This is a genomic window from Cellulomonas sp. FA1 (genome assembly GCF_000986825.1).
In the GTDB taxonomy this organism is placed as follows: domain Bacteria; phylum Actinomycetota; class Actinomycetes; order Actinomycetales; family Cellulomonadaceae; genus Cellulomonas; species Cellulomonas iranensis.
The window spans coordinates 560,620-579,219 of record NZ_LBMY01000001.1 but is presented as its reverse complement, the minus strand read 5'-3'; the positions used below and the strand labels follow the sequence as shown (position 1 = coordinate 579,219).

The window sequence follows — 18,600 nt, the reverse complement described above, 5'->3', positions numbered from 1 at the left end:
GGGGCCCGGCGCGGGCCGACGAGGTCAGTCGCCGAACGGGCCCACGCGCACGACGCTGCGCGGCGCGGCCGCGAGCTCGGCCGCGAGCTCCTGCACCTGCGCCGCCGTCACGGCGCGCACGCGCTCGAGCGACTCGTCGACGTCGAGCAGCTCGCCGTGGACCAGCTCGGCCTTGCCGAGCCGGCTCATGCGCGACCCGGTGTCCTCCATGCCCAGCACGAGGCCGCCGCACAGCTGGCCGATGCTGCGCGTGAGCTCGGCCGCACCCATGGGCGCGTCGGCCATGCGCTCGAGCTCGGCGACCATCAGCGCGGTCACCTCGTCGACGCGCGCGGGCGTGCAACCCGCGTAGAGCCCGAACAGGCCGGTCTCGGCGTGGCCGGTCGCGAACGAGTACGTCGAGTACGCCAGGCCGCGCTTCTCGCGGATCTCCTGGAACAGCCGCGAGGACATGCCGCCGCCCAGGGCGGCGCTCAGCACCGACAGCACGAACCGACGCGGGTCGGTCGAGGTGAGGCAGGGGCCGCCGACGATGACGTTGGCCTGCTCCGTCGAGCGGCGGATCGTCAGCTCGAGCGCCGCGGGCGGCACCGGGGCGCCGGCGGTGCGGCGCGCACGCGGCGTGGCCGTGGGGTCGAGCGGCCAGCCGCCCGCGGCGAGCGCGGCCTCGACCTGCGCGCACAGGGCGTCGTGGTCGACTCCCCCGGCGGCGGTGACGACGAGGGTCTCGGGGCGGTAGTGCTCACGGTAGTGCTCCCACACGGCGTCGCGCGGCACGTCGCGGATGGCCTGCGGGGTGCCGCCGATGGGCCGCCCGAGAGGCGTGTCGCCGAACACGGCGGCGGCGAACTGCTCGTGCGCGACGTCCGACGGGTCGTCGTCGTTCATCGCGAGCTCTTCGAGGATGACGCCGCGCTCGGTCTCGAGCTCGTCGGCGTCGAGCCGCGCCGAGGTCACCATGTCCGCGATGACGTCGACCGCCATGGGCACGTCGGAGTCGAGCACGCGCGCGTAGTAGCACGTGTGCTCCTTGCCGGTCGCGGCGTTGGCCTCGCCGCCGACGGCGTCGAACGCCTCGGCGATGTCCATCGCCGTGCGCCGCGCCGTGCCCTTGAACAGCAGGTGCTCGAGGAAGTGCGTCGAGCCGAAGTGGCCCGACGTCTCGTCGCGCGAGCCGACGCCGACCCACGCCCCGACCGTGGCCGAGCGCAGGCCGGGCATGTGCTCGGTGAGCACCCGGACCCCGCCGGGCAGGACGGTGCGCCGCACGGCGGCGCCTCCGTCCTGCCCGACGACGAGGTCAGCCCCCGGCGAACCGGGGGCGACCAACGGGAGGGAGAGCGGCACGTCAGGCGTCGGCGGTGGCGGACGCGTCCGCTGCCTCGTCCTGGGCCCCGGCCTCGGCCTCGTCGAGCACCGCGTGCAGCGAGAGCTTGCCGCGCGGGTCGATCTCACCGATCTCGACCTGGACCTTCTGGCCGATCTTGAGGACGTCCTCGACGTTCTCGACGCGCTTGCCGCCCACGAGCTTGCGGATCTGCGAGATGTGCAGCAGACCGTCCTTGCCCGGGGACAGCGAGATGAACGCGCCGAACGTCGTCGTCTTCACCACGGTGCCGACGAAGCGCTCGCCGACCTCGGGCATGTGCGGGTTGGCGATCGCGTTGATCGCCGCCCGCGCGGCCTCCGCCGACGGACCGTCGGTGGCGCCGATGTAGACCGTGCCGTCGTCCTCGATGGAGATGTCGGCGCCGGTCTCCTCCTGGATCTGGTTGATCATCTTGCCCTTCGGGCCGATGACCTCGCCGATCTTGTCGACCGGCACCTTGACCGAGATCACGCGGGGCGCGAACGGGCTCATCTCGTCCGGGACGTCGATCGCCTCGGCGATGACGTCGAGGATCGCGAGGCGCGCCTCCTTGGCCTGCGTCAGCGCGCCGGCCAGGACCGAGGCGGGGATGCCGTCGAGCTTGGTGTCGAGCTGGATCGCGGTGACGAACTCGCGCGTGCCGGCGACCTTGAAGTCCATGTCGCCGAACGCGTCCTCGGCGCCCAGGATGTCGGTGAGCGCCGCGTAGCGGGTCTCGCCGTCGACCGTGTCGGACACGAGGCCCATGGCGATGCCCGCGACGGGCGCACGCAGCGGGACGCCGGCGTTGAGCAGCGACAGCGTCGCGGCGCAGACCGAGCCCATCGAGGTCGAGCCGTTCGAGCCCAGCGCCTCGGAGACCTGGCGGATCGCGTACGGGAAGTCCTCACGCGCCGGCAGGACCGGGACGATCGCGCGCTCGGCGAGCGCGCCGTGGCCGATCTCGCGGCGCTTGGGCGAGCCCACGCGGCCGGTCTCGCCGGTCGAGTAGGGCGGGAAGTTGTAGTGGTGCATGTACCGCTTGCGCGTCTCGGGCGAGAGCGAGTCGATCTGCTGCTCCATGCGGAGCATGTTCAGCGTCGTGACGCCGAGGATCTGGGTCTCGCCGCGCTCGAACAGCGCCGAGCCGTGCGTGCGGGGCAGCACCTCGACCTCGGCCGAGAGCGTGCGGATGTCCCGCAGGCCGCGACCGTCGATGCGGAAGCCGTCGGTGAGGATGCGCTGGCGGATGAGCTGCTTCTGCAGCGAGCGGTACGCGGCGGAGATCTCCTTCTCGCGCCCCTCGAACTGCTCCGCGAGCTCGCCGACGACCTCGGCCTTGATCTCGTCGAGGCGGTTCTCGCGCTCCTGCTTGCCGGCGATCTGCAGCGCGGCCGACAGGCGCTCGGACGCGGCCTGCTCGACGGCGGCGAACGCGTCGGGCTGGTAGTCCGGGAACGTCGGGAAGGTCTGCGTCTCCTTCGCGGCCTGGGCCGCGAGCTGCTGCTGCGCCTCGACGAGCGCCTTGATGAAGGGCTTGGACGCCTCGAGGCCCTGCGCCACGACCTCCTCGGTCGGCGCGGTGCCGCCGCCGCCGTGGATGAGGTTCCACGCGCCCTCGGGCGCGTCGGCCTCGATCATGGCGATCGCGACGTCGTCACCGACGACACGGCCCGCGACGACGATGTCGAACGTCGAGCGCTCGCGCTCGGAGTAGCGCGGGAACGCGACCCACTGGCCGTCGACGAGCGCGAGGCGGGTCGCGGCCACGGGGCCGGAGAACGGCAGGCCGGACAGCTGCGTCGAGATCGACGCGGCGTTGATCGCGAGCACGTCGTACGCGTCGTCGGGGTTGATCGACAGGACCGTCACGACGACCTGGACCTCGTTGCGCAGGCCCTTGACGAACAGGGGGCGCAGCGGGCGGTCGATGAGACGGCACGCGAGGATCGCGTCGGTCGAGGGACGGCCCTCGCGACGGAAGAACGAGCCGGGGATCTTGCCCGCGGCGTACTGGCGCTCCTCGACGTCGACCGTCAGGGGGAAGAAGTCGAAGCCCTCGCGCGGGTGCTTGCCGGCCGTCGTGGCCGACAGCAGCATCGTGTCGTCGTCGAGGTAGGCCACGGCGGAGCCGGCGGCCTGCTTGGCGATGCGGCCCGTCTCGAAGCGGACGGTGCGGGTGCCGAAGCGACCGTTGTCGATCACGGCCTCGGCGAACTGGATCTCGGGACCCTCCACGGGTGCCCTCCTTGTTCTCGAAGGCGCCGCCCACCCCGCGACGGTCTTCGACCGTGGTACCCGGACACGAGTTCCGGGGGCCACTACCGAGGACCGGACGAGCGGGTCGGCGCGGTGGATTGCGGTGGAGCGTGCGTGCGGGGTACCGACCCCGTACGCAGGACCAGCCCGGACCGTGACGGTCCGGGCTGGTCCAGGTGGTTCAGCGACGCAGGCCGAGCCGCTCGATGAGGGCGCGGTAGCGGTTGATGTCGATCTTCTGCAGGTAGGCCTGGAGGCGACGACGGCGCCCGACCAGGAGGAGCAGACCACGACGGCTGTGGTGGTCGTGCTTGTGCTCCTTGAGGTGCTCGTTCAGGTCGTTGATGCGGCGCGTCAGCACGGCGATCTGGACCTCGGGCGAGCCGGTGTCGCCCTCGTGGGTGGCGTACTCGGCCATGATGGCCTGCTTCGTGGCGGGGTCGAGCGACACGGTGCTCCTCAGGTTTCTCGTTGCGCGGTGCGCCGGGGCATGTCCACCCGGGCTCTCTCGGTCCGCGGCCGGTCGAACGGCACGCCAACTCTACCGCACGAGGGCGCCTGGTCCGGGCGTTCCCGGCGGCGGGCGCAGGACGACGACCCGCGGCCGTCAGGCGCGCGGCAGCCCGAGCACCGCGCGGACGTCCTCGACGTCGCGGGCCATGCGCTCGAGCAGGGCCTCGACCGAGTCGAAGCGCAGCGTCGGCCGCAGTCGCTCGACGAGCTCGAGCGCGACCTCGTCGTCGTAGAGGTCGAGGTCGGTGCGGTCGAGCACGTACGCCTCGACGCGGCGGTCGTGACCGTCGAACGTCGGGTTGGTGCCGATCGACACCGCCGCGGGCAGCACGCGCTCGGCGGCCGGCACCGGCGTGCCGTCGGCGCGTCGTTCGCGCCGCAGCCAGCCCGCGTAGACGCCGTCGGCCGGGACCATGCCCGCGACGTGCCCGAGGTTGGCCGTCGGGTAGCCCAGCTCACGGCCCCGCGCGTCGCCGTGCACGACGACGCCGCGCACGTGGTGGGTGCGCCCCAGCACGTCGGCCGCAGCCCGCACGTCGCCGGCCGCGAGCAGCTCGCGCACCCACGTCGAGGACCAGCGGCGGTAGCCGCCCGGCTCGTCGGCGTCGTCGGGACGCACGTCCTCGATGACCTCGACCGTGAAGCCGTGCCGCTCCCCCAGCCGGCGCATCGTCGTGAGGTCCCCGGCGTTCTGCCAGCCGAACCGCACGTCACGTCCCACCACGACCGTGCGCGCGTGCAGCGCGTCGACCAGGTAGCGGCGCACGAACTCCTCGGGCGACTGCCGCGCGAAGTCCAGCGTGTACGTCACCAGCAGCGCGGCGTCCAGCCCGGTGCCCGCGAGCAGCTCGAGGCGGTCGGCGTCGCCCAGCAGCAGCGGGGGCGCCTCGAGCGGACGGTGCACCTGCGCGGGATGGGGCGTGAACGTCACCGCGACCGCGTGCGCGCCCACGGCGCGCGCGTCCGCGACCATGCGCGTGAGCACCGCGACGTGCCCGCGGTGCACGCCGTCGAAGTTGCCGAGCGTCACGACGGACGGCCCCCACGCCGTGGGCACCTGCGACACGTCGGTCCAGACCTGCACACCCGCTCCGTTCTGCGCCCCGCGCACGCGGGACCCGGCGGACAAGCCTGCCACGCCCCGGGCGTGGTCCGGGACGCGCGACGCCCGGCGCCGGCACGCCCGCCGCACGGCTGCGCCCCGCCGGTCGGTCGACCGGCGGGGCGCAGCGTCGTCGCCGGGGACGACGACCGGGCCGCTCGGGCTCGCGCGTCAGCGTCCCAGGCGGAGCGTCAGCCGCGCCGGGTCCGTCGTGGCGCGCCCCGCGTCGTTGCTGAACACCGCGCGGTACTGCGTGCCGACCGCGAGCGGCGTCACCGGCACGCGCAGCGTCGTGCCGTGCGCACCGGGAACGGGCAGCCAGGGGCCCGAGAACCACCGGAACTGCCACCGCACGGCGGGCTGCGGGTACCCGGTCGCGGCGGCCTCGAACGTCGCCCACGACCCCAGCCGCGCGGTCGCGTCGGCGGGGTGCCGCACGACCACCGGTGCCGCCGCCGCGACGGCGAGCCGCGCGGCCCGCGTCGTGGCCGTCCCCGACGCGTTCGTGAACACCGCCCGGTACGACGACCCGGCGGCCGCCGCTGTCGCCACGACCTCGAGCGACGCGCCCGTCGCACCCGGCACGTCGCGCCACGTGCGGCCGTCGCCGACCTGCCACTGCACCGTGGGCGCCGGGACGCCCGAGGCGGCCGCGGTGAACGTGGCGGTCGTCCCGAGCGCCGTCGTCACGTCGGTGGGCTGCGTCGTGACGACCGGGGCGACCGCGGCGACCGACCCGTCGCGCTGGTCCGCGACGAACGACGCGACCCACGACAGCGCCGAGTTCCAGTTGATCGTGAGCTCGTTCGACGCCCACGAGCTGATCTCGTCGAGGTAGCAGGTGGCCGGAGCGCACCCCTCGGTGAACGCGGCCTGCATGGTCGGGTCCCACGTCGAGGCGATCGAGTTGGGCCCGCCCGCGAGCGACCCGACCGGCGGGTGCGGCAGCGACGGGTCGAGCTGCGCCGCGAACCAGCGCGAGTGCTGGTTCTGCGACGACACCGTCCCCCAGCCGGTCACGTACGAGCGGTTGAGCGCGTTGCGCCCGAACAGGTAGTCCAGCCCCTCGAGCGTGCCGCGCAGGTACCGCGCGTCGTGCGTGAGGTCGTACGCGGTCGCGGTCACCACGAGAATGTTCGCGACGGACGAGTTCGAGCCCCAGTCGTACACGCCACCGGTCGGCGAGTACACCGAGCCCCACGGCTGCGCGTCCTGGGCCGCGAGGTAGGCGTCGGCCGCGGCGACGACCGACGCCCGGACGGCGTCACGGTCGGGCAGCGCGTTCGGCACGGTCGCGAGCGTGAGCCGCCCCAGCGCCGCCGTGCTCCCCCACGAGAACCCGCCCACGCCGAACACGTCACCCGTGTGGTGCGGGCTCGCCGCGACGTCGTCGGCGTACCGCTGCTCGCCGGTCGTGACGAACAGCTCGGCGGCCGCCCAGTAGAACTCGTCCGTGACGTCGGCGTCGTCGTACGGGCCGCCACCGTCGTTGCCCGCGGCCGCGGGCGCGTACACGTCGGGGTGCGCGAGCGCCGCGTCGTACGTCGACCGTGCCGCCGCCAGCAGCGTGTCGGCGAACTCCTGGTCGTACGGCGCGAACAGCCGCGCGCCCTGCGCCGCGACGGCCGCGACGTTGAGCGTCGCCGCCGTGGACGGCCGGTGCAGCGAGCGCGGCTGCGCGTCGTCCGCGGGCATCAGCGGCAGCCCCGTCCAGCCCTCGTCGTGGACCTTGTGGTGCACCATGCCCGCGTACTCGCCCGACGGCGCGACCATCCGCAGCATCCAGTCGAGCTCCCAGCGCGCCTCGTCGAGCACGTCGGGGACGCCGTCGCCGTGCTCCGGCAGGGCGAGCGTGCCGTCGTCCAGCGCACCCGGCCGCGCCGTCGCGGCCGTGAGCGTGCGCTCGTACGTCGACAGCAGCTGCGCGACCGCGATGCCGCCGTTGACCACGTACTTGCCGTGGTCGCCCGCGTCGTACCAGCCGCCGCTCACGTCCAGCGTGTAGTCGCACGTCCAGCCGTCGTAGTAGTCGCGCGGGCCGATGCACGGCACCGCGGTGTCGCCCTGGTTCGGGGCGACGCCGACGTGACCCGCCTCGCGCGCGTACTGCTCGCCGACGATCGACGCCTCGATGTCGGTGCCCGAGCGCGCGAGGTAGAAGTAGTTGAGCGCGTCGTACCGCAGCTGCGCGTACAGGTCCGCGGCGATCGTGAACGGGTGGCTCGTCTCGCCGTCGGCCACCAGCGTCAGGCCCGTGCCCGTCGCGTCGACGTCGGCCATGTCGATGACGTGGACGTGCTCGCCGGACGACGCGTCGTCACCGACGACCTGCGTCGAGCCCTGCGCGAGGGTCGAGCCGTCGGCGTCGTGCAGCTCCCACGCGACCGGCTCGGTCGCGTGGGTCACGAGCGTCGCGCGCTTCGGGCCCTGCGGCAGGTACCCCACCTGGTTGACGCGCACGCGCGGACCGGTGTCCGGCTCGTACGGCGGCGGCGGGGTGGCGGACGTGGTCAACGAGACCTCCGAGAGGCAGAACGTGTACGGCGCGGCCTTGCCCAGGTGGAACGCCACCTGACCGGCGGCCTCGCCGTCGGCGGGGAACGTGTGCGCCGCGGTGAACGGGTACGCCAGGGTCGTGGCCTGCGTGCCCAGCGGTGCGGCGGACTGGTCGAGCACCGTACGGTACGCACCGCCGCCCTCGCCGACGATCGCGCGCACGGGTGTGGCGGGCTCCGTGCGACCCGTGAAGGTCAGCACGTAGTTCTCGCCCTCCTCGATAGGCAGACCCGTGAACGACAGGCCCGCGTCCCAGGGGTTCGCGTTGCCGCCGGGCACGTCGACGCACATCTCGCCGTCCGCGAACGTCGGGTCGCCCGTGCCGTACAGCCCCCAGGGCCCGAGGCCCTCGGCGAACGACGTGTGCGGCAGCAGCTCGGCGTCACCCGTGAACGCGACGTCGTCGAGGCAGAACGTCCACGCGTCCGGCGTGAACCCGCCGAGCTGGAACGCGATCTGCCCCTCCGGATCGCCGTCGCCCGGCGTCGCGGGGTACGACGCGCCCGCCGTGAAGACCTCCTCGACGGGGGTCGGCGCCGAGGTGAGCGTCGGGCTCGTGTCGAGGACCGTGCCGTACGGTGCGCCGTTCTGGCCGACGAGCGCGCGGATCGTCACGTCGGTCGACGCGCTCGCCGTGTAGCTCAACGTGTAGGTCGTGCCCTCGTCGACGGCGACGCCGTTGAGGACGACGCCCACGCCGTACTGCGCGGAGCCGGCGGGCACGTCGACGCACAGCGCGCCCGTGCTCGTGTCCACGTCGCCGTCCGTGCCGTAGGCGACCCACGCACCGGCGCCGTCGTCGAAGTCGTCGTCCACCGCCGTCGCGGGCGCCAGCCCGGCGCCGGCGAGCACCGCGGCGGCCGTGAGGGCGGTCACCGCGTGGGCGGTCCGTCGTGCGCGTCGAGAAACCACGTCGTCTCCCCTGGGTTCGGGAGCGCTCCCACCTCGGTGTGGGCCGCGCTCGTCGTGCGAGCCAGGGTAGGGGTGAACCGGACGATCCGGAAGAGCCCGGCACCCGCCCGCGGCGGGCGCGTCGTCGCGTGTCAGGTCGCGGCGGGCGAGAACACCACCACGGGACGCAGCCGCGGCCCGCGTCGCTCGACGACCGCGACCAGCGCGCCGTCCGGGCCGATCGCGGCGAGGGGGCCGGCGGGGGCGTCGCCCGGCGCGATCCCCTGCCCGTACGACAGCGCGCGCGCGTCGGCGTCGTCGAGCTCCCGTGCGGGCAGCGCGGCGCGCGCGGCGTCCGCGAGCGGCAGCACGGTCACGGGGCGGTCCTCCGGGGTCGCGGCGAGCTCGTCGAGCGTGCGCGCGTCGGCGAGCCCGTACCCGGCGACGCGCGTGCGGCGCAGGGCCGTGAGGTGCCCGCCGACGCCCAGGGCCGTGCCCAGGTCCCGCGCGAGCGCCCGCACGTACGTGCCCGACGAGCACGTGACCGCGACGTCGACGTCGAGCACGGTCACGCCGTCCACGGCGGCCGCCCGCACGTCGAGCACGTCGAGCCGTGCGACGTGCACGGGGCGCGCCGCGAGCTCGACGTCCTCGCCGGAGCGGACGCGCGCGTAGGCGCGCTGCCCGTCGACCTTGATCGCGGACACGCTGCTCGGCACCTGCTGGATGTCACCCGTGAGCGCCGCGACGGGCGCCACGAGGTCGTCCCGCGTGAGCGCGGACGCGTCGTGGACGGCGAGGGTCTCGCCCTCGGCGTCGTCGGTCGTCGTGGCGACGCCGAGGCGCACCGTCGCGGTGTAGTCCTTGTCCGCGCCCGTCACGTAGGTGAGCAGCCGCGTCGCACGGCCGATCCCGACGACGAGCACGCCCGTCGCCATGGGGTCGAGCGTGCCGGCGTGCCCGACCTTGCGCGTCGACGCGAGCCGACGCACGCGCGCGACGACGTCGTGGCTCGTCCACCCGGCGGGCTTGTCGACGACGAGCACGCCGTCGTCCGCCGTGGGACGGCGCGGCCCGGCGGGCGGCCGGGCCGCCCGCTCGGGTCGGCTCACTCCTCGGTGTCGTCGTCGGCGCGGCGGTACGGGTCCTCGTCGCCGGCGTAGCGCGCACCCGCGGCGAGCCGCGCGACCTCGGCGTCCCGACGGGCCGCCTCGGACAGCGCCTCCTCGAGGTGCGCCGCGGTCTCGGGGACCGCGTCGAGGTGGAACGCGAGCGTCGGCGTCAGGCGGATGCCCGTCTGCTTGCCGACCTCGGAGCGGATCAGGCCCTTGGCGCTCTCGAGCGCCTTCGCGGAGCCGTCACGCGCCTCGTCGTCCCCGAGCACGGTGTAGTACACGTCCGCGTGCTGCAGGTCGCCGGTGACGCGCACGTCGGTCACCGTCACGAACCCGAGCCGCGGGTCCTTCACGCGCGTGTCGATCATCTGCGCGACGACCTGCTGGATCCGCTCCGCGAGCTTGCGCGCCCGTCCTGTGTCAGCCATCTGTCCAGCCTTCCTTCCAGGCCCTCCCCCTCCCGGGGGCGTGGGGGTACCTGACCACTGACGAGGGTGGCCGCAGGGAGGGGTGCGGCGGGCCGTGGTGGGCCTGGCACGGGCCGCCAGGCCCGCGGTAGGCCCGCCGCACCCCTCCCGGAGGCCGCCCGGGGGCGAGCGCGACGCTCACCCCCGGGCAACGAACCTCACGAACGCGGCTTCTCCCGCATCTCCCACGTCTCGATGACGTCGTCGACCTGCAGGTCGTTGAACGACCCGAGACCGATACCGCACTCGAAGCCCTCGCGGACCTCGGTCGCGTCGTCCTTGAACCGCTTGAGCGACTCGATGGTGAGGTTGTCCCCCACGACCTTGCCGCCGCGCAGGACGCGCGCCTTGGTGTTGCGACGGATCTCGCCCGAGCGGACGAGCGAACCGGCGATGTTGCCGAACTTGGAGGAGCGGAACACCTCGCGCACCTCGGCGGTACCGAGCTGCACCTCCTCGTACTCCGGCTTGAGCATGCCCTTGAGGGCCGCCTCGACGTCGTCGATCGCCTGGTAGATGACCGAGTAGAAGCGCACGTCGACGCCCTCGCGGTCGGCCAGCTCCTCGACGCGCTCCGCGAACTTCACGTTGAAGCCGATGATGATCGCGTTGTCGACCGTGGCGAGGTTGACGTCGTTCTGCGTGATGGCACCCACACCGCGGTGGATGACGCGCAGGTCGACCTCGTCGCCGACGTCGATCTTGAGCAGCGCGTCCTCGAGGGCCTCGACGGCACCCGAGACGTCGCCCTTGAGGACGAGGTTGAGGGTCTCGACCTTGCCCTGCTGGAGCGCCTGCGTGAAGTCCTCGAGGCTGATGCGCTTGCGACGCTTGGCCAGGAGGGCGGCACGCTCGGCCGCCTCGCGCTTCTCGGCGATCTGCCGTGCGGTCCGCTCGTCGGGCGCCACGAGGAACGTGTCGCCCGCGCTCGGCACCGACGCGAGACCCAGGACCTGGACCGGACGTGCCGGGCCCGCCTCGGTGACGGTCTCGCCGTGCTCGTCGAACATCGCGCGGACACGGCCGTGGGCCGTGCCGGCGACGATCGCGTCACCGACGTGCAGCGTGCCGGACTGGACCAGGACGGTCGCGACCGCACCGCGGCCCTTGTCGAGGTTCGCCTCGATGGCGACGCCTCGCGCGTCCTTGTCGGGGTTGGCCCGCAGGTCGAGCGACGCGTCGGCGGTGAGCAGGACGGCCTCGAGCAGCTCGTCGATGCCCATGCGCTGCTTCGCCGAGACGTTGACGAACATCGTGTCGCCGCCGTACTCCTCGGCCACGAGGTTGTACTCGGTCAGCTGCTGGCGGATCTTGTCGGGGTTGGCCGACTCCTTGTCCACCTTGTTGACCGCCACGACGATCGGCACGTTGGCCGCCTGCGCGTGGTTGAGGGCCTCGATGGTCTGGGGCATCACGCCGTCGTCCGCCGCGACCACGAGGATCGCGATGTCCGTGACCTGCGCACCACGGGCACGCATGGCGGTGAACGCCTCGTGACCCGGGGTGTCGATGAACGTGATGGCCCGCTCCTGGCCCTCGTGCGCGGCACGCACCTGGTAGGCGCCGATGTGCTGCGTGATGCCGCCGGCCTCGCCCGCGACGACGTCCGTGGACCGGATGGCGTCGAGGAGCTTGGTCTTTCCGTGGTCGACGTGACCCATGACCGTGACCACGGGGGGTCGCGGTGCGAGGTCCTCGTCGCCCTCGGCCTCGAGCTCGGCGTCGAGGTCGATGTCGAAGGACCCGAGCAGCTCGCGGTCCTCCTCCTCGGCCGACACCATCTCGATGACGTAGCCGAGCTCGGCCGCGAGCGTGCCGAACGTGTCCTCGTCGAGCGACTGCGTCGCGGTCGCCATCTCACCGAGGTGGAACAGCACCGTGACGAGCGCGGCGGGGTTCGCGTCGATCTTGTCGGCGAAGTCGTTGAGCGACGAGCCGTGACGCAGGCGGATGACGGTCTTGCCGTTGCCGCGCGGGACGCTGACGCCACCGAGCGACGGGGCCTGCATGGCCTCGAACTCCTGGCGCTTCGCCCGCTTCGACTTCCGCCCGCGGACGGGGCGACCGCCCGCGCGACCGAACGCGCCCTGCGTCGAGCCGCGACCGGCGCCGCCGGGACGACCGCCGCCACCGGGACGGCCGGCGAAGCCGCCACCGCCGCCGGGGGCGCCACCGGGACGACCGCCGCCGCCGAAGCCACCACGACCGCCGCCGGGACCACCGCGGCCGGCGCCCGCGGGGCGCTCACCGGGGCGACCGACACCGCTCTGGGTGCGGCCGGGCATCATGCCCGGGTTGGGGCGCGGACCGCCGGGACGCGGACCGCCCGGACGGGGACCGCCGGGACGCTCGCCCGCGGCCGCGGCCGGTGCACCCTCGGCGGGACGCCGGTCACCGGGACGCGGCATGCCCTGCGAGGACGCGAACGGGTTGTTGCCCGGGCGCGGGCCACCGGGGCGCGGGCCGCCGGAGCGGTCCCCGCCGCGGGGCATGCCCTGCGACGGCGCGAACGGGTTGTTGCCGGGGCGTGCCGCGGGACGCGGCGCACCCGGGCGGGCGCCGCCGGAGGCACCGCCGCCCTGCGCGGGACGCGACGCCCCGGGGCGCGCGGCGGGTGCCTGCGGCGCGGGACGCGCACCCGGCGTGGCCGGGGCGGGTCGAGCGGCGGGCGCCGGCGCCGGGGCCGGGGCGGCCGCGGCGGGCGCCTGGGCGGCGGGCGCAGCGGGAGCCGCCGGAGCGGGCGCCGCGGGAGCGGCCGGGGCCGGGGCAGCCGGTGCCTCGGCCGCGGGGGCCGCCGGTGCCGACGGGCGTGCCGGCGCGGGCGTCGCCGCGGCGGGCTTGGGCGCGGCCGGGCGCGACGAGCCGCCACGTCCACCGCCGGCGGCGGGGTACGTGTCGCGCAGCTTGCGCACCACGGGCGGCTCGATCGTCGAGGACGCCGAGCGGACGAACTCACCGAGCTCGTTCAGCTTGGTCATGAGGGTCTTGCTGTCGACTCCGAGCTCCTTGGCGAGCTCGTAGACGCGGACCTTGGCCACATCTCTCCTGTCCTGGTCCGCCCCGGACAGGGTGGACCGTCGTTAGTGCCGGGTACTCATCGCTGGGTACTCATCGGTGCGTGCTCATCGGGTCGCCATCGGCTTCCAACCCGCTTCCCTGTCGACGGTCGGCACCGGGGTCGGTCCCCGGCACCGTGGTGCTGTGCTGTGGCTGGTCCTGCTCCGTGGCCCGCGCGACGGCGCGTGCCACGTCCTCGGTTCCCCAGGGGCCCGGGTCGCGCAACGCGCGTCCGAACGCCCGCCGCTTCACGGCGAGCTCGAGGCACCGCTGGTCGGGGTGCAGCCACGCACCCCGGCCCGGCATCCGGCGACGCTCGTCGACGACCAGCACGGGCGTACCCGTCCCGGCGTCGGCCAGCACCACCCTCAGCAGGACCGACCTGGGGCCGGTCTGTCGGCACCCCACGCACGTGCGGACAGGCCCCGGTTCGGGCACGGGAGGTGCGGGATCTGGGGTCCGCCTGGACGGCGAGGAGTGCCGGGCGTCCGGCCCAGCCTCGGAGAGTCTACCGCGCCGGGTCACCGGACGTGACCGGGCGCCCCCGCGGCCGGGCCGTCGGACGGCGCGTCGGCCCCCGCGGCGGGCGTCTCGGCGTCGGACCGGATGTCGATCCGCCAGCCGGTGAGCTTGGCCGCGAGACGGGCGTTCTGCCCCTCCTTGCCGATCGCGAGCGACAGCTGGTAGTCGGGGACGACGACGCGTGCCGCCTTCGCGTCCCGGTCCACGACCGTGACGTCGAGCACACGTGCCGGCGACAGCGCGTGCGCGATCATCTCGGCGGGGTCGTCGGAGTGGTCGACGATGTCGATCTTCTCGCCGTGCAGCTCGGCCATGACGGCGCGCACGCGGCCGCCCATCGGGCCGATGCACGCGCCCTTGGCGTTGACGCCGGCGACGTTGGCCCGGACGGCCATCTTGGTGCGGTGGCCGGCCTCGCGCGCCATCGCCGTGATCTCCACGGTGCCGTCCGCGATCTCGGGGACCTCGAGCGCGAACAGCTTGCGCACGAGGTTGGGGTGCGTGCGGGACAGCGTGATCTGCGGCCCGCGGGGCCCGCGCGCGACGTCGAGCACGAAGCCGCGCAGGCGCTCGCCGTGCACGTAGCGCTCGCCCGGCACCTGCTCGTGCTGCGGCAGCACGGCCTCGACCCCGCCGACGTCCACGAGGACCGTGCGCGGGTCGCGTCCCTGCTGGATGACGCCGCCGAGCACCTCGCCCGCCTTGCCCCGGAACTGCCCGAGCACCTGGTCGTCCTCGGCGTCGCGCAGCCGCTGGACGATGACCTGGCGCGCGGTGGACGTCGCGATGCGCCCGAAGCCCGCGGGCGTGTCCTCGTACTCGGGCGGCTCGGGGGCGTCCTCGGGCGCGTCGGGGTCGCGCGGGTCGCGCGCCCACACGGTCACGTGCCCCGTGCGGCGATCCACCTCGACGCGCGCCCGCTGCTGCGCACCGGGCGTGCGGTGGTAGGCCGAGAGCAGCGCCTGCTCGATCGCCTCCACCAGCACGTCGAGGCTGATCTCGCGCTCGCGCTCGATGAGTCGCAGCGCCTGCATGTCGATGTCCACGTCAGCCCCTCACTGCGCCGGCGTCGTGCCGGCCGGCGTCCTCGTCGGACTCGTCGTCGCGCACCGCGGCGAGGTCCACCTGCACACGTGCGTCGCGCACGTCCTGCCATGCCAACGTCACGGGTGCACCCTCGACGGGCCTGCGGCCCTTGCCGGGCACCGTCACCGGGACCACGACGACCGCGGGCGCGTCGCCCGCGGCGACGTCGTCGAGCCGCCCGGTCACGCTGCGCCCGTCGACCGTGCGCACGACCACCGTGCGCCCCAGCGCGCGGCGCCAGTGGCGCGCGGCCGTGAGCGGCCGCTCGGCACCGGGGCTGCCGACCTCGAGCGTGTACACGCCGGGCACGACGTCGACCGCGTCGAGCGCGTCCGACACCACCTGCGTGACGTCACCCACACGGTCCAGGTCGAGCGCGCCGGGGTCGTCCTCGGCGAGGTCCACGACCACGCGGACGACCGTGCGACCGCCGCTGCGGGCGACCTCGAGGTCGTCGAGCAGCAGACCTGCCCCGGTCACGGCGGCCTCGACGACCTCCCGCACACGCGGTGCGGTCCCTGGCGCGACCATGACGCGGCCTCCTGTCGGCTCTCCTGCTGCGGGGCGCAGGCGGCGACCCTGTGACGTTGTCCCACCAGCCTAACGACTCCCGACGCGCGCGGCCGACGCGCACCGGTGCCGCGTCGGTCACGGCGTCACGTGGCAGGATCGCGCCCGATGCACCCGTCCGCCCCCGTCCCGTCCGCGCCGCGGCACCGCGCCCGCGCGGCCCGCCCGACCCGCGCCGCCGCGCTGCTGCTCGCCGGCGCCCTCGCGCTGGCCGGGTGCGGCCTGCGCCTCGAGACGCCGCCGCCGGCCGAGCCGACGCCCGACGCGACCGAGCAGGTCCGCGCGCGCACGGTCGACGACGCGCTCGCACTGGCCTCGGCGGCCGCGGCGCTCTCGGCGCAGGGCGTCGACGAGGCCGTGCGGCCCGTGCTCGACGACGTCGCCGCCTTCTCGACGCGGCACGCCGAGGAGCTCGGCGGCGTGTACGAGTCGGGGCTGCCGGACCCGTCGCCCGCCGCGACGCCCACCCCGGCGCCTGAGCTCCCCGCGGACGTCGCGACCCTGCTGACGGCGCTGTCGGCCGACGCCGACGCCGCGACGCGGGACGCCGACGCGGTCCCGGACGGCGCGCTGGCGCGCCTGGTCGGGTCGGTCGCGGTCGCGCGGGACGCGTTCACCGACCGGCTCGCGGCCGCGGCCGGGCTCCCCCGCCCCGACCGCGCGCCCGCGACGGACGACGACGCGGAGCCCGCCGCCGCACCTGACGCGTCCGCGCCGGCCACCGACGCTCCCGACGACGCGACCTCACCGGCACCCGACGACGTCCCGGAGGCCGCCGCGGTCGCGCTCGCGCACGACGAGGCCGCGTGGACGTTCACGGTGCTCGCGGCGCGCGCGGCGGACGACCGCCGCGCGGCGCTGCTCGCCGCCGCGGCACGCCACGAGGCGGCCTCGGACAGGTGGGCCGCAGCCGCAGGAGTGGCGGGACGACCGACCGACCCGCGCCGCGCGGCCTACGCGCTGCCGGCGGCGCTCGACGACCCCGCGGTCGCCGACGCGCTGCCCCGCACGCTCGAGCAGGCCGTCGCGGACGCGTGCGCCGCGGCGGTCGCGACGGCGGCGCCGGGCGCGCGCGACGACGCGCTGACCTGCCTGCGCGAGGCGACCGGCGCCGCGACGGCCGCGGGTGCGGCCGCCGTGCCGTTCCCCGGCATGGCCGAGCTCGCGACGACGCCGGTCGGCTGACGGACCCGTCCGCACGCGCGCCCCGGCGCGCCGTCCGGACGACGCCGAGGGGCACCCGCGCGACGCGGGTGCCCCTCGTGCGGCGACGGTGCCGGGCTCAGCCCGCGAGCAGCTCGTCCACGAGCTCGGCGACCCGGTCGGCGGCGGTGCCGACCGGCACCTGCTCCGCCGTGCCGCCCGCGCGCGGGCGCACCTCGACCACGCCGTCGGCCAGGCCGCGGCCGACCACGACCACGAGCGGCACGCCGAGCAGCTCCGCGTCGGCGAACTTCACGCCCGGCGAGACCTTCGGACGGTCGTCGTAGAGCACCTCGACGCCGCGCGCCGCGAGCGTCTCGGCGAGCGACGACGCGGCCTCGAGCACGGCCTCGTCCTTGCCGGTCGCGACGACGTGCACGTGAGCGGGCGCGACGTCGGCCGGCCACGCGAGGCCGCGCTCGTCGTGGTTCGCCTCGGCGAGCGCCGCGAGGACGCGCGTGACCCCGATGCCGTAGGACCCCATGGTGACGACCTGCGACTTGCCGTTCTGGTCGAGCACCGTGAGGCCGAGCGCCTCGGCGTACTTGCGCCCGAGCTGGAAGATGTGGCCGATCTCGATGCCGCGCGCGAGCTCGAGGGGCCCCGAGCCGTCGGGGGCCGGGTCGCCCGCGCGCACCTCGGCGGCCTCGACGGTGCCGTCGGCCGTGAAGTCGCGGCCGGCGACGAGGTCGAACACGTGCCGGCCCGCGGCGTCGGCCCCGGTGATCCAGCGCGTGCCGGGCACGACGCGCGGGTCGAGCAGGTACCGCACGGCCGTGCGCTCGGCGCCCTCGGCGACCGGCACGTTCGGGCCGAGCGCACGCGGGCCGATGTAGCCGCGGACGAGCTCGGGGTGCGCCGCGAAGTCGGCGTCCCCGGCGGGCTCGACCTCGGCGGGAGCCACGGCGGCCTCGAGGCGCTTGAGGTCGACCTCGCGGTCGCCGGGCAGGCCCACGACGAGCAGCTCGCGCTCCCCCGTGGGGTGCACGAGCGCGAGGACGACGTTCTTGAGCGTGTCGGCGGCGGTCCAGGCGCGGTCGGGACGCGGGAAGCGCTCGTTCGCGAGCGCGACGAGCGAGTCGATCGTGGGCGTGTCCGGCGTGTCCTCGACGTGCGCGGCGGGCGCGGCGGACCAGTCGAGCGCGTCCGGCACGACCGTCGTCACGGCCTCGACGTTCGCGGCGTACCCGCCGGGAGAGCGCACGAACGTGTCCTCGCCGATGGCCGTCGGCGTGAGGAACTCCTCCGACCGCGAGCCGCCCATCGCGCCCGACGTGGCGGCGACGATGACGTACTCGAGCCCGAGCCGCTCGAAGATCCGCCGGTACGCGCCGCGCTGCGCCTCGTAGGAGGCGGCGAGCCCCGCGTCGTCGACGTCGAACGAGTACGCGTCCTTCATGACGAACTCGCGCCCGCGGATGAGACCGGCGCGCGGACGTGCCTCGTCGCGGTACTTCGTCTGGATCTGGTAGAGCGCGAGGGGCAGGTCCTTGTACGACGAGTACAGGTCCTTGACCAGGAGCGTGAACATCTCCTCGTGCGTGGGGGCGAGCAGGTAGTCGCCGCCGCGCCGGTCCTTGAGCCGGAAGATGTTCGGCCCGTACTCCTCCCAGCGTCCCGTCGCCTCGTACGGCTCCTTGGGCAGCAGCGCCGGGAAGTGCACCTCCTGCGCACCGATCGCCGCCATCTCCTCGCGGACGACCTGCTCGACCTTCGCGAGCACGCGCAGGCCCAGCGGGAGCCAGGTGTAGATGCCGGGGGCGGCGCGGCGGATGTACCCCGCGCGCACGAGCAGCTTGTGGCTGGCCACCTCGGCGTCGGCGGGGTCCTCACGCAGCGTGCGGACGAACAGCGTGGACATGCGCAGGAGCATGCCCAGGAGCCTAGTGCGCCGCGCCGCCGCCGCACGCA

General features: G+C 74.9%; 13 protein-coding genes. 1 reads left to right on the top strand and 12 read right to left on the bottom strand.

Going from position 1 to position 18,600, the window contains the following annotated elements:
* Positions 1-24: 24 nt before the first annotated feature.
* The 11 genes from GY42_RS02540 to rimP all read right to left on the bottom strand — a co-directional run bounded on the left by GY42_RS02540 (position 25) and on the right by rimP (position 15,447).
* The gene (locus tag GY42_RS02540; protein ID WP_046528129.1) at positions 25-1,347 is read right to left on the bottom strand and encodes a M16 family metallopeptidase; all 1,323 of its coding nucleotides are present in this window, start codon (positions 1,345-1,347) and stop codon (positions 25-27) included.
* Position 1,348: 1 nt separating this feature from the next.
* Positions 1,349-3,586 (bottom strand): polyribonucleotide nucleotidyltransferase, encoded by a 2,238-nt coding sequence (locus GY42_RS02535; RefSeq protein ID WP_046528128.1) that lies wholly within the window; start codon positions 3,584-3,586, stop codon positions 1,349-1,351.
* Between the two features lie 202 nt (positions 3,587-3,788).
* Positions 3,789-4,058, bottom strand: coding sequence for a 30S ribosomal protein S15 (gene rpsO / locus GY42_RS02530; RefSeq protein ID WP_046528127.1), 270 nt, complete (start codon positions 4,056-4,058; stop codon positions 3,789-3,791).
* A gap of 156 nt (positions 4,059-4,214) precedes the next feature.
* The gene (locus tag GY42_RS02525; protein ID WP_046528126.1) at positions 4,215-5,204 is read right to left on the bottom strand and encodes a bifunctional riboflavin kinase/FAD synthetase; all 990 of its coding nucleotides are present in this window, start codon (positions 5,202-5,204) and stop codon (positions 4,215-4,217) included.
* 189 nt (positions 5,205-5,393) lie between these two features.
* Positions 5,394-8,654 (bottom strand): glycoside hydrolase family 9 protein, encoded by a 3,261-nt coding sequence (locus GY42_RS02520; RefSeq protein WP_236686691.1) that lies wholly within the window; start codon positions 8,652-8,654, stop codon positions 5,394-5,396.
* A 167-nt stretch (positions 8,655-8,821) separates the two neighbouring features.
* Positions 8,822-9,781 (bottom strand): tRNA pseudouridine(55) synthase TruB, encoded by a 960-nt coding sequence (gene truB / locus GY42_RS02515; RefSeq protein ID WP_046528124.1) that lies wholly within the window; start codon positions 9,779-9,781, stop codon positions 8,822-8,824.
* Positions 9,778-10,212, bottom strand: coding sequence for a 30S ribosome-binding factor RbfA (rbfA, locus tag GY42_RS02510; RefSeq protein ID WP_046528123.1), 435 nt, complete (start codon positions 10,210-10,212; stop codon positions 9,778-9,780). The genes truB and rbfA overlap by 4 nt, the downstream gene beginning before the upstream one ends.
* A gap of 197 nt (positions 10,213-10,409) precedes the next feature.
* A complete protein-coding gene (infB, locus tag GY42_RS02505) occupies positions 10,410-13,289 on the bottom strand; it encodes a translation initiation factor IF-2 (RefSeq protein ID WP_046528122.1) in 2,880 nt (959 codons plus the stop codon).
* 70 nt (positions 13,290-13,359) lie between these two features.
* On the bottom strand, positions 13,360-13,716 hold the full coding sequence (locus GY42_RS02500; protein WP_442856791.1) for a YlxR family protein: 357 nt from the start codon (positions 13,714-13,716) through the stop codon (positions 13,360-13,362).
* Between the two features lie 113 nt (positions 13,717-13,829).
* On the bottom strand, positions 13,830-14,876 hold the full coding sequence (gene nusA, locus GY42_RS02495; RefSeq protein WP_046528120.1) for a transcription termination factor NusA: 1,047 nt from the start codon (positions 14,874-14,876) through the stop codon (positions 13,830-13,832).
* 1 nt (position 14,877) lies between these two features.
* Positions 14,878-15,447, bottom strand: coding sequence for a ribosome maturation factor RimP (gene rimP / locus GY42_RS02490; protein WP_046528119.1), 570 nt, complete (start codon positions 15,445-15,447; stop codon positions 14,878-14,880).
* Positions 15,448-15,594: 147 nt separating this feature from the next.
* Between rimP and GY42_RS02485 the strand changes: the two genes are divergently transcribed.
* Positions 15,595-16,671, top strand: a complete 1,077-nt coding sequence (locus tag GY42_RS02485; protein WP_046528118.1) for a DUF4439 domain-containing protein — start codon at positions 15,595-15,597, stop codon at positions 16,669-16,671.
* Between the two features lie 97 nt (positions 16,672-16,768).
* Here GY42_RS02485 and GY42_RS02480 read toward each other — a convergent pair whose 3' ends face one another.
* On the bottom strand, positions 16,769-18,562 hold the full coding sequence (locus GY42_RS02480) for a proline--tRNA ligase (protein WP_046528117.1): 1,794 nt from the start codon (positions 18,560-18,562) through the stop codon (positions 16,769-16,771).
* Positions 18,563-18,600: the final 38 nt, after the last annotated feature.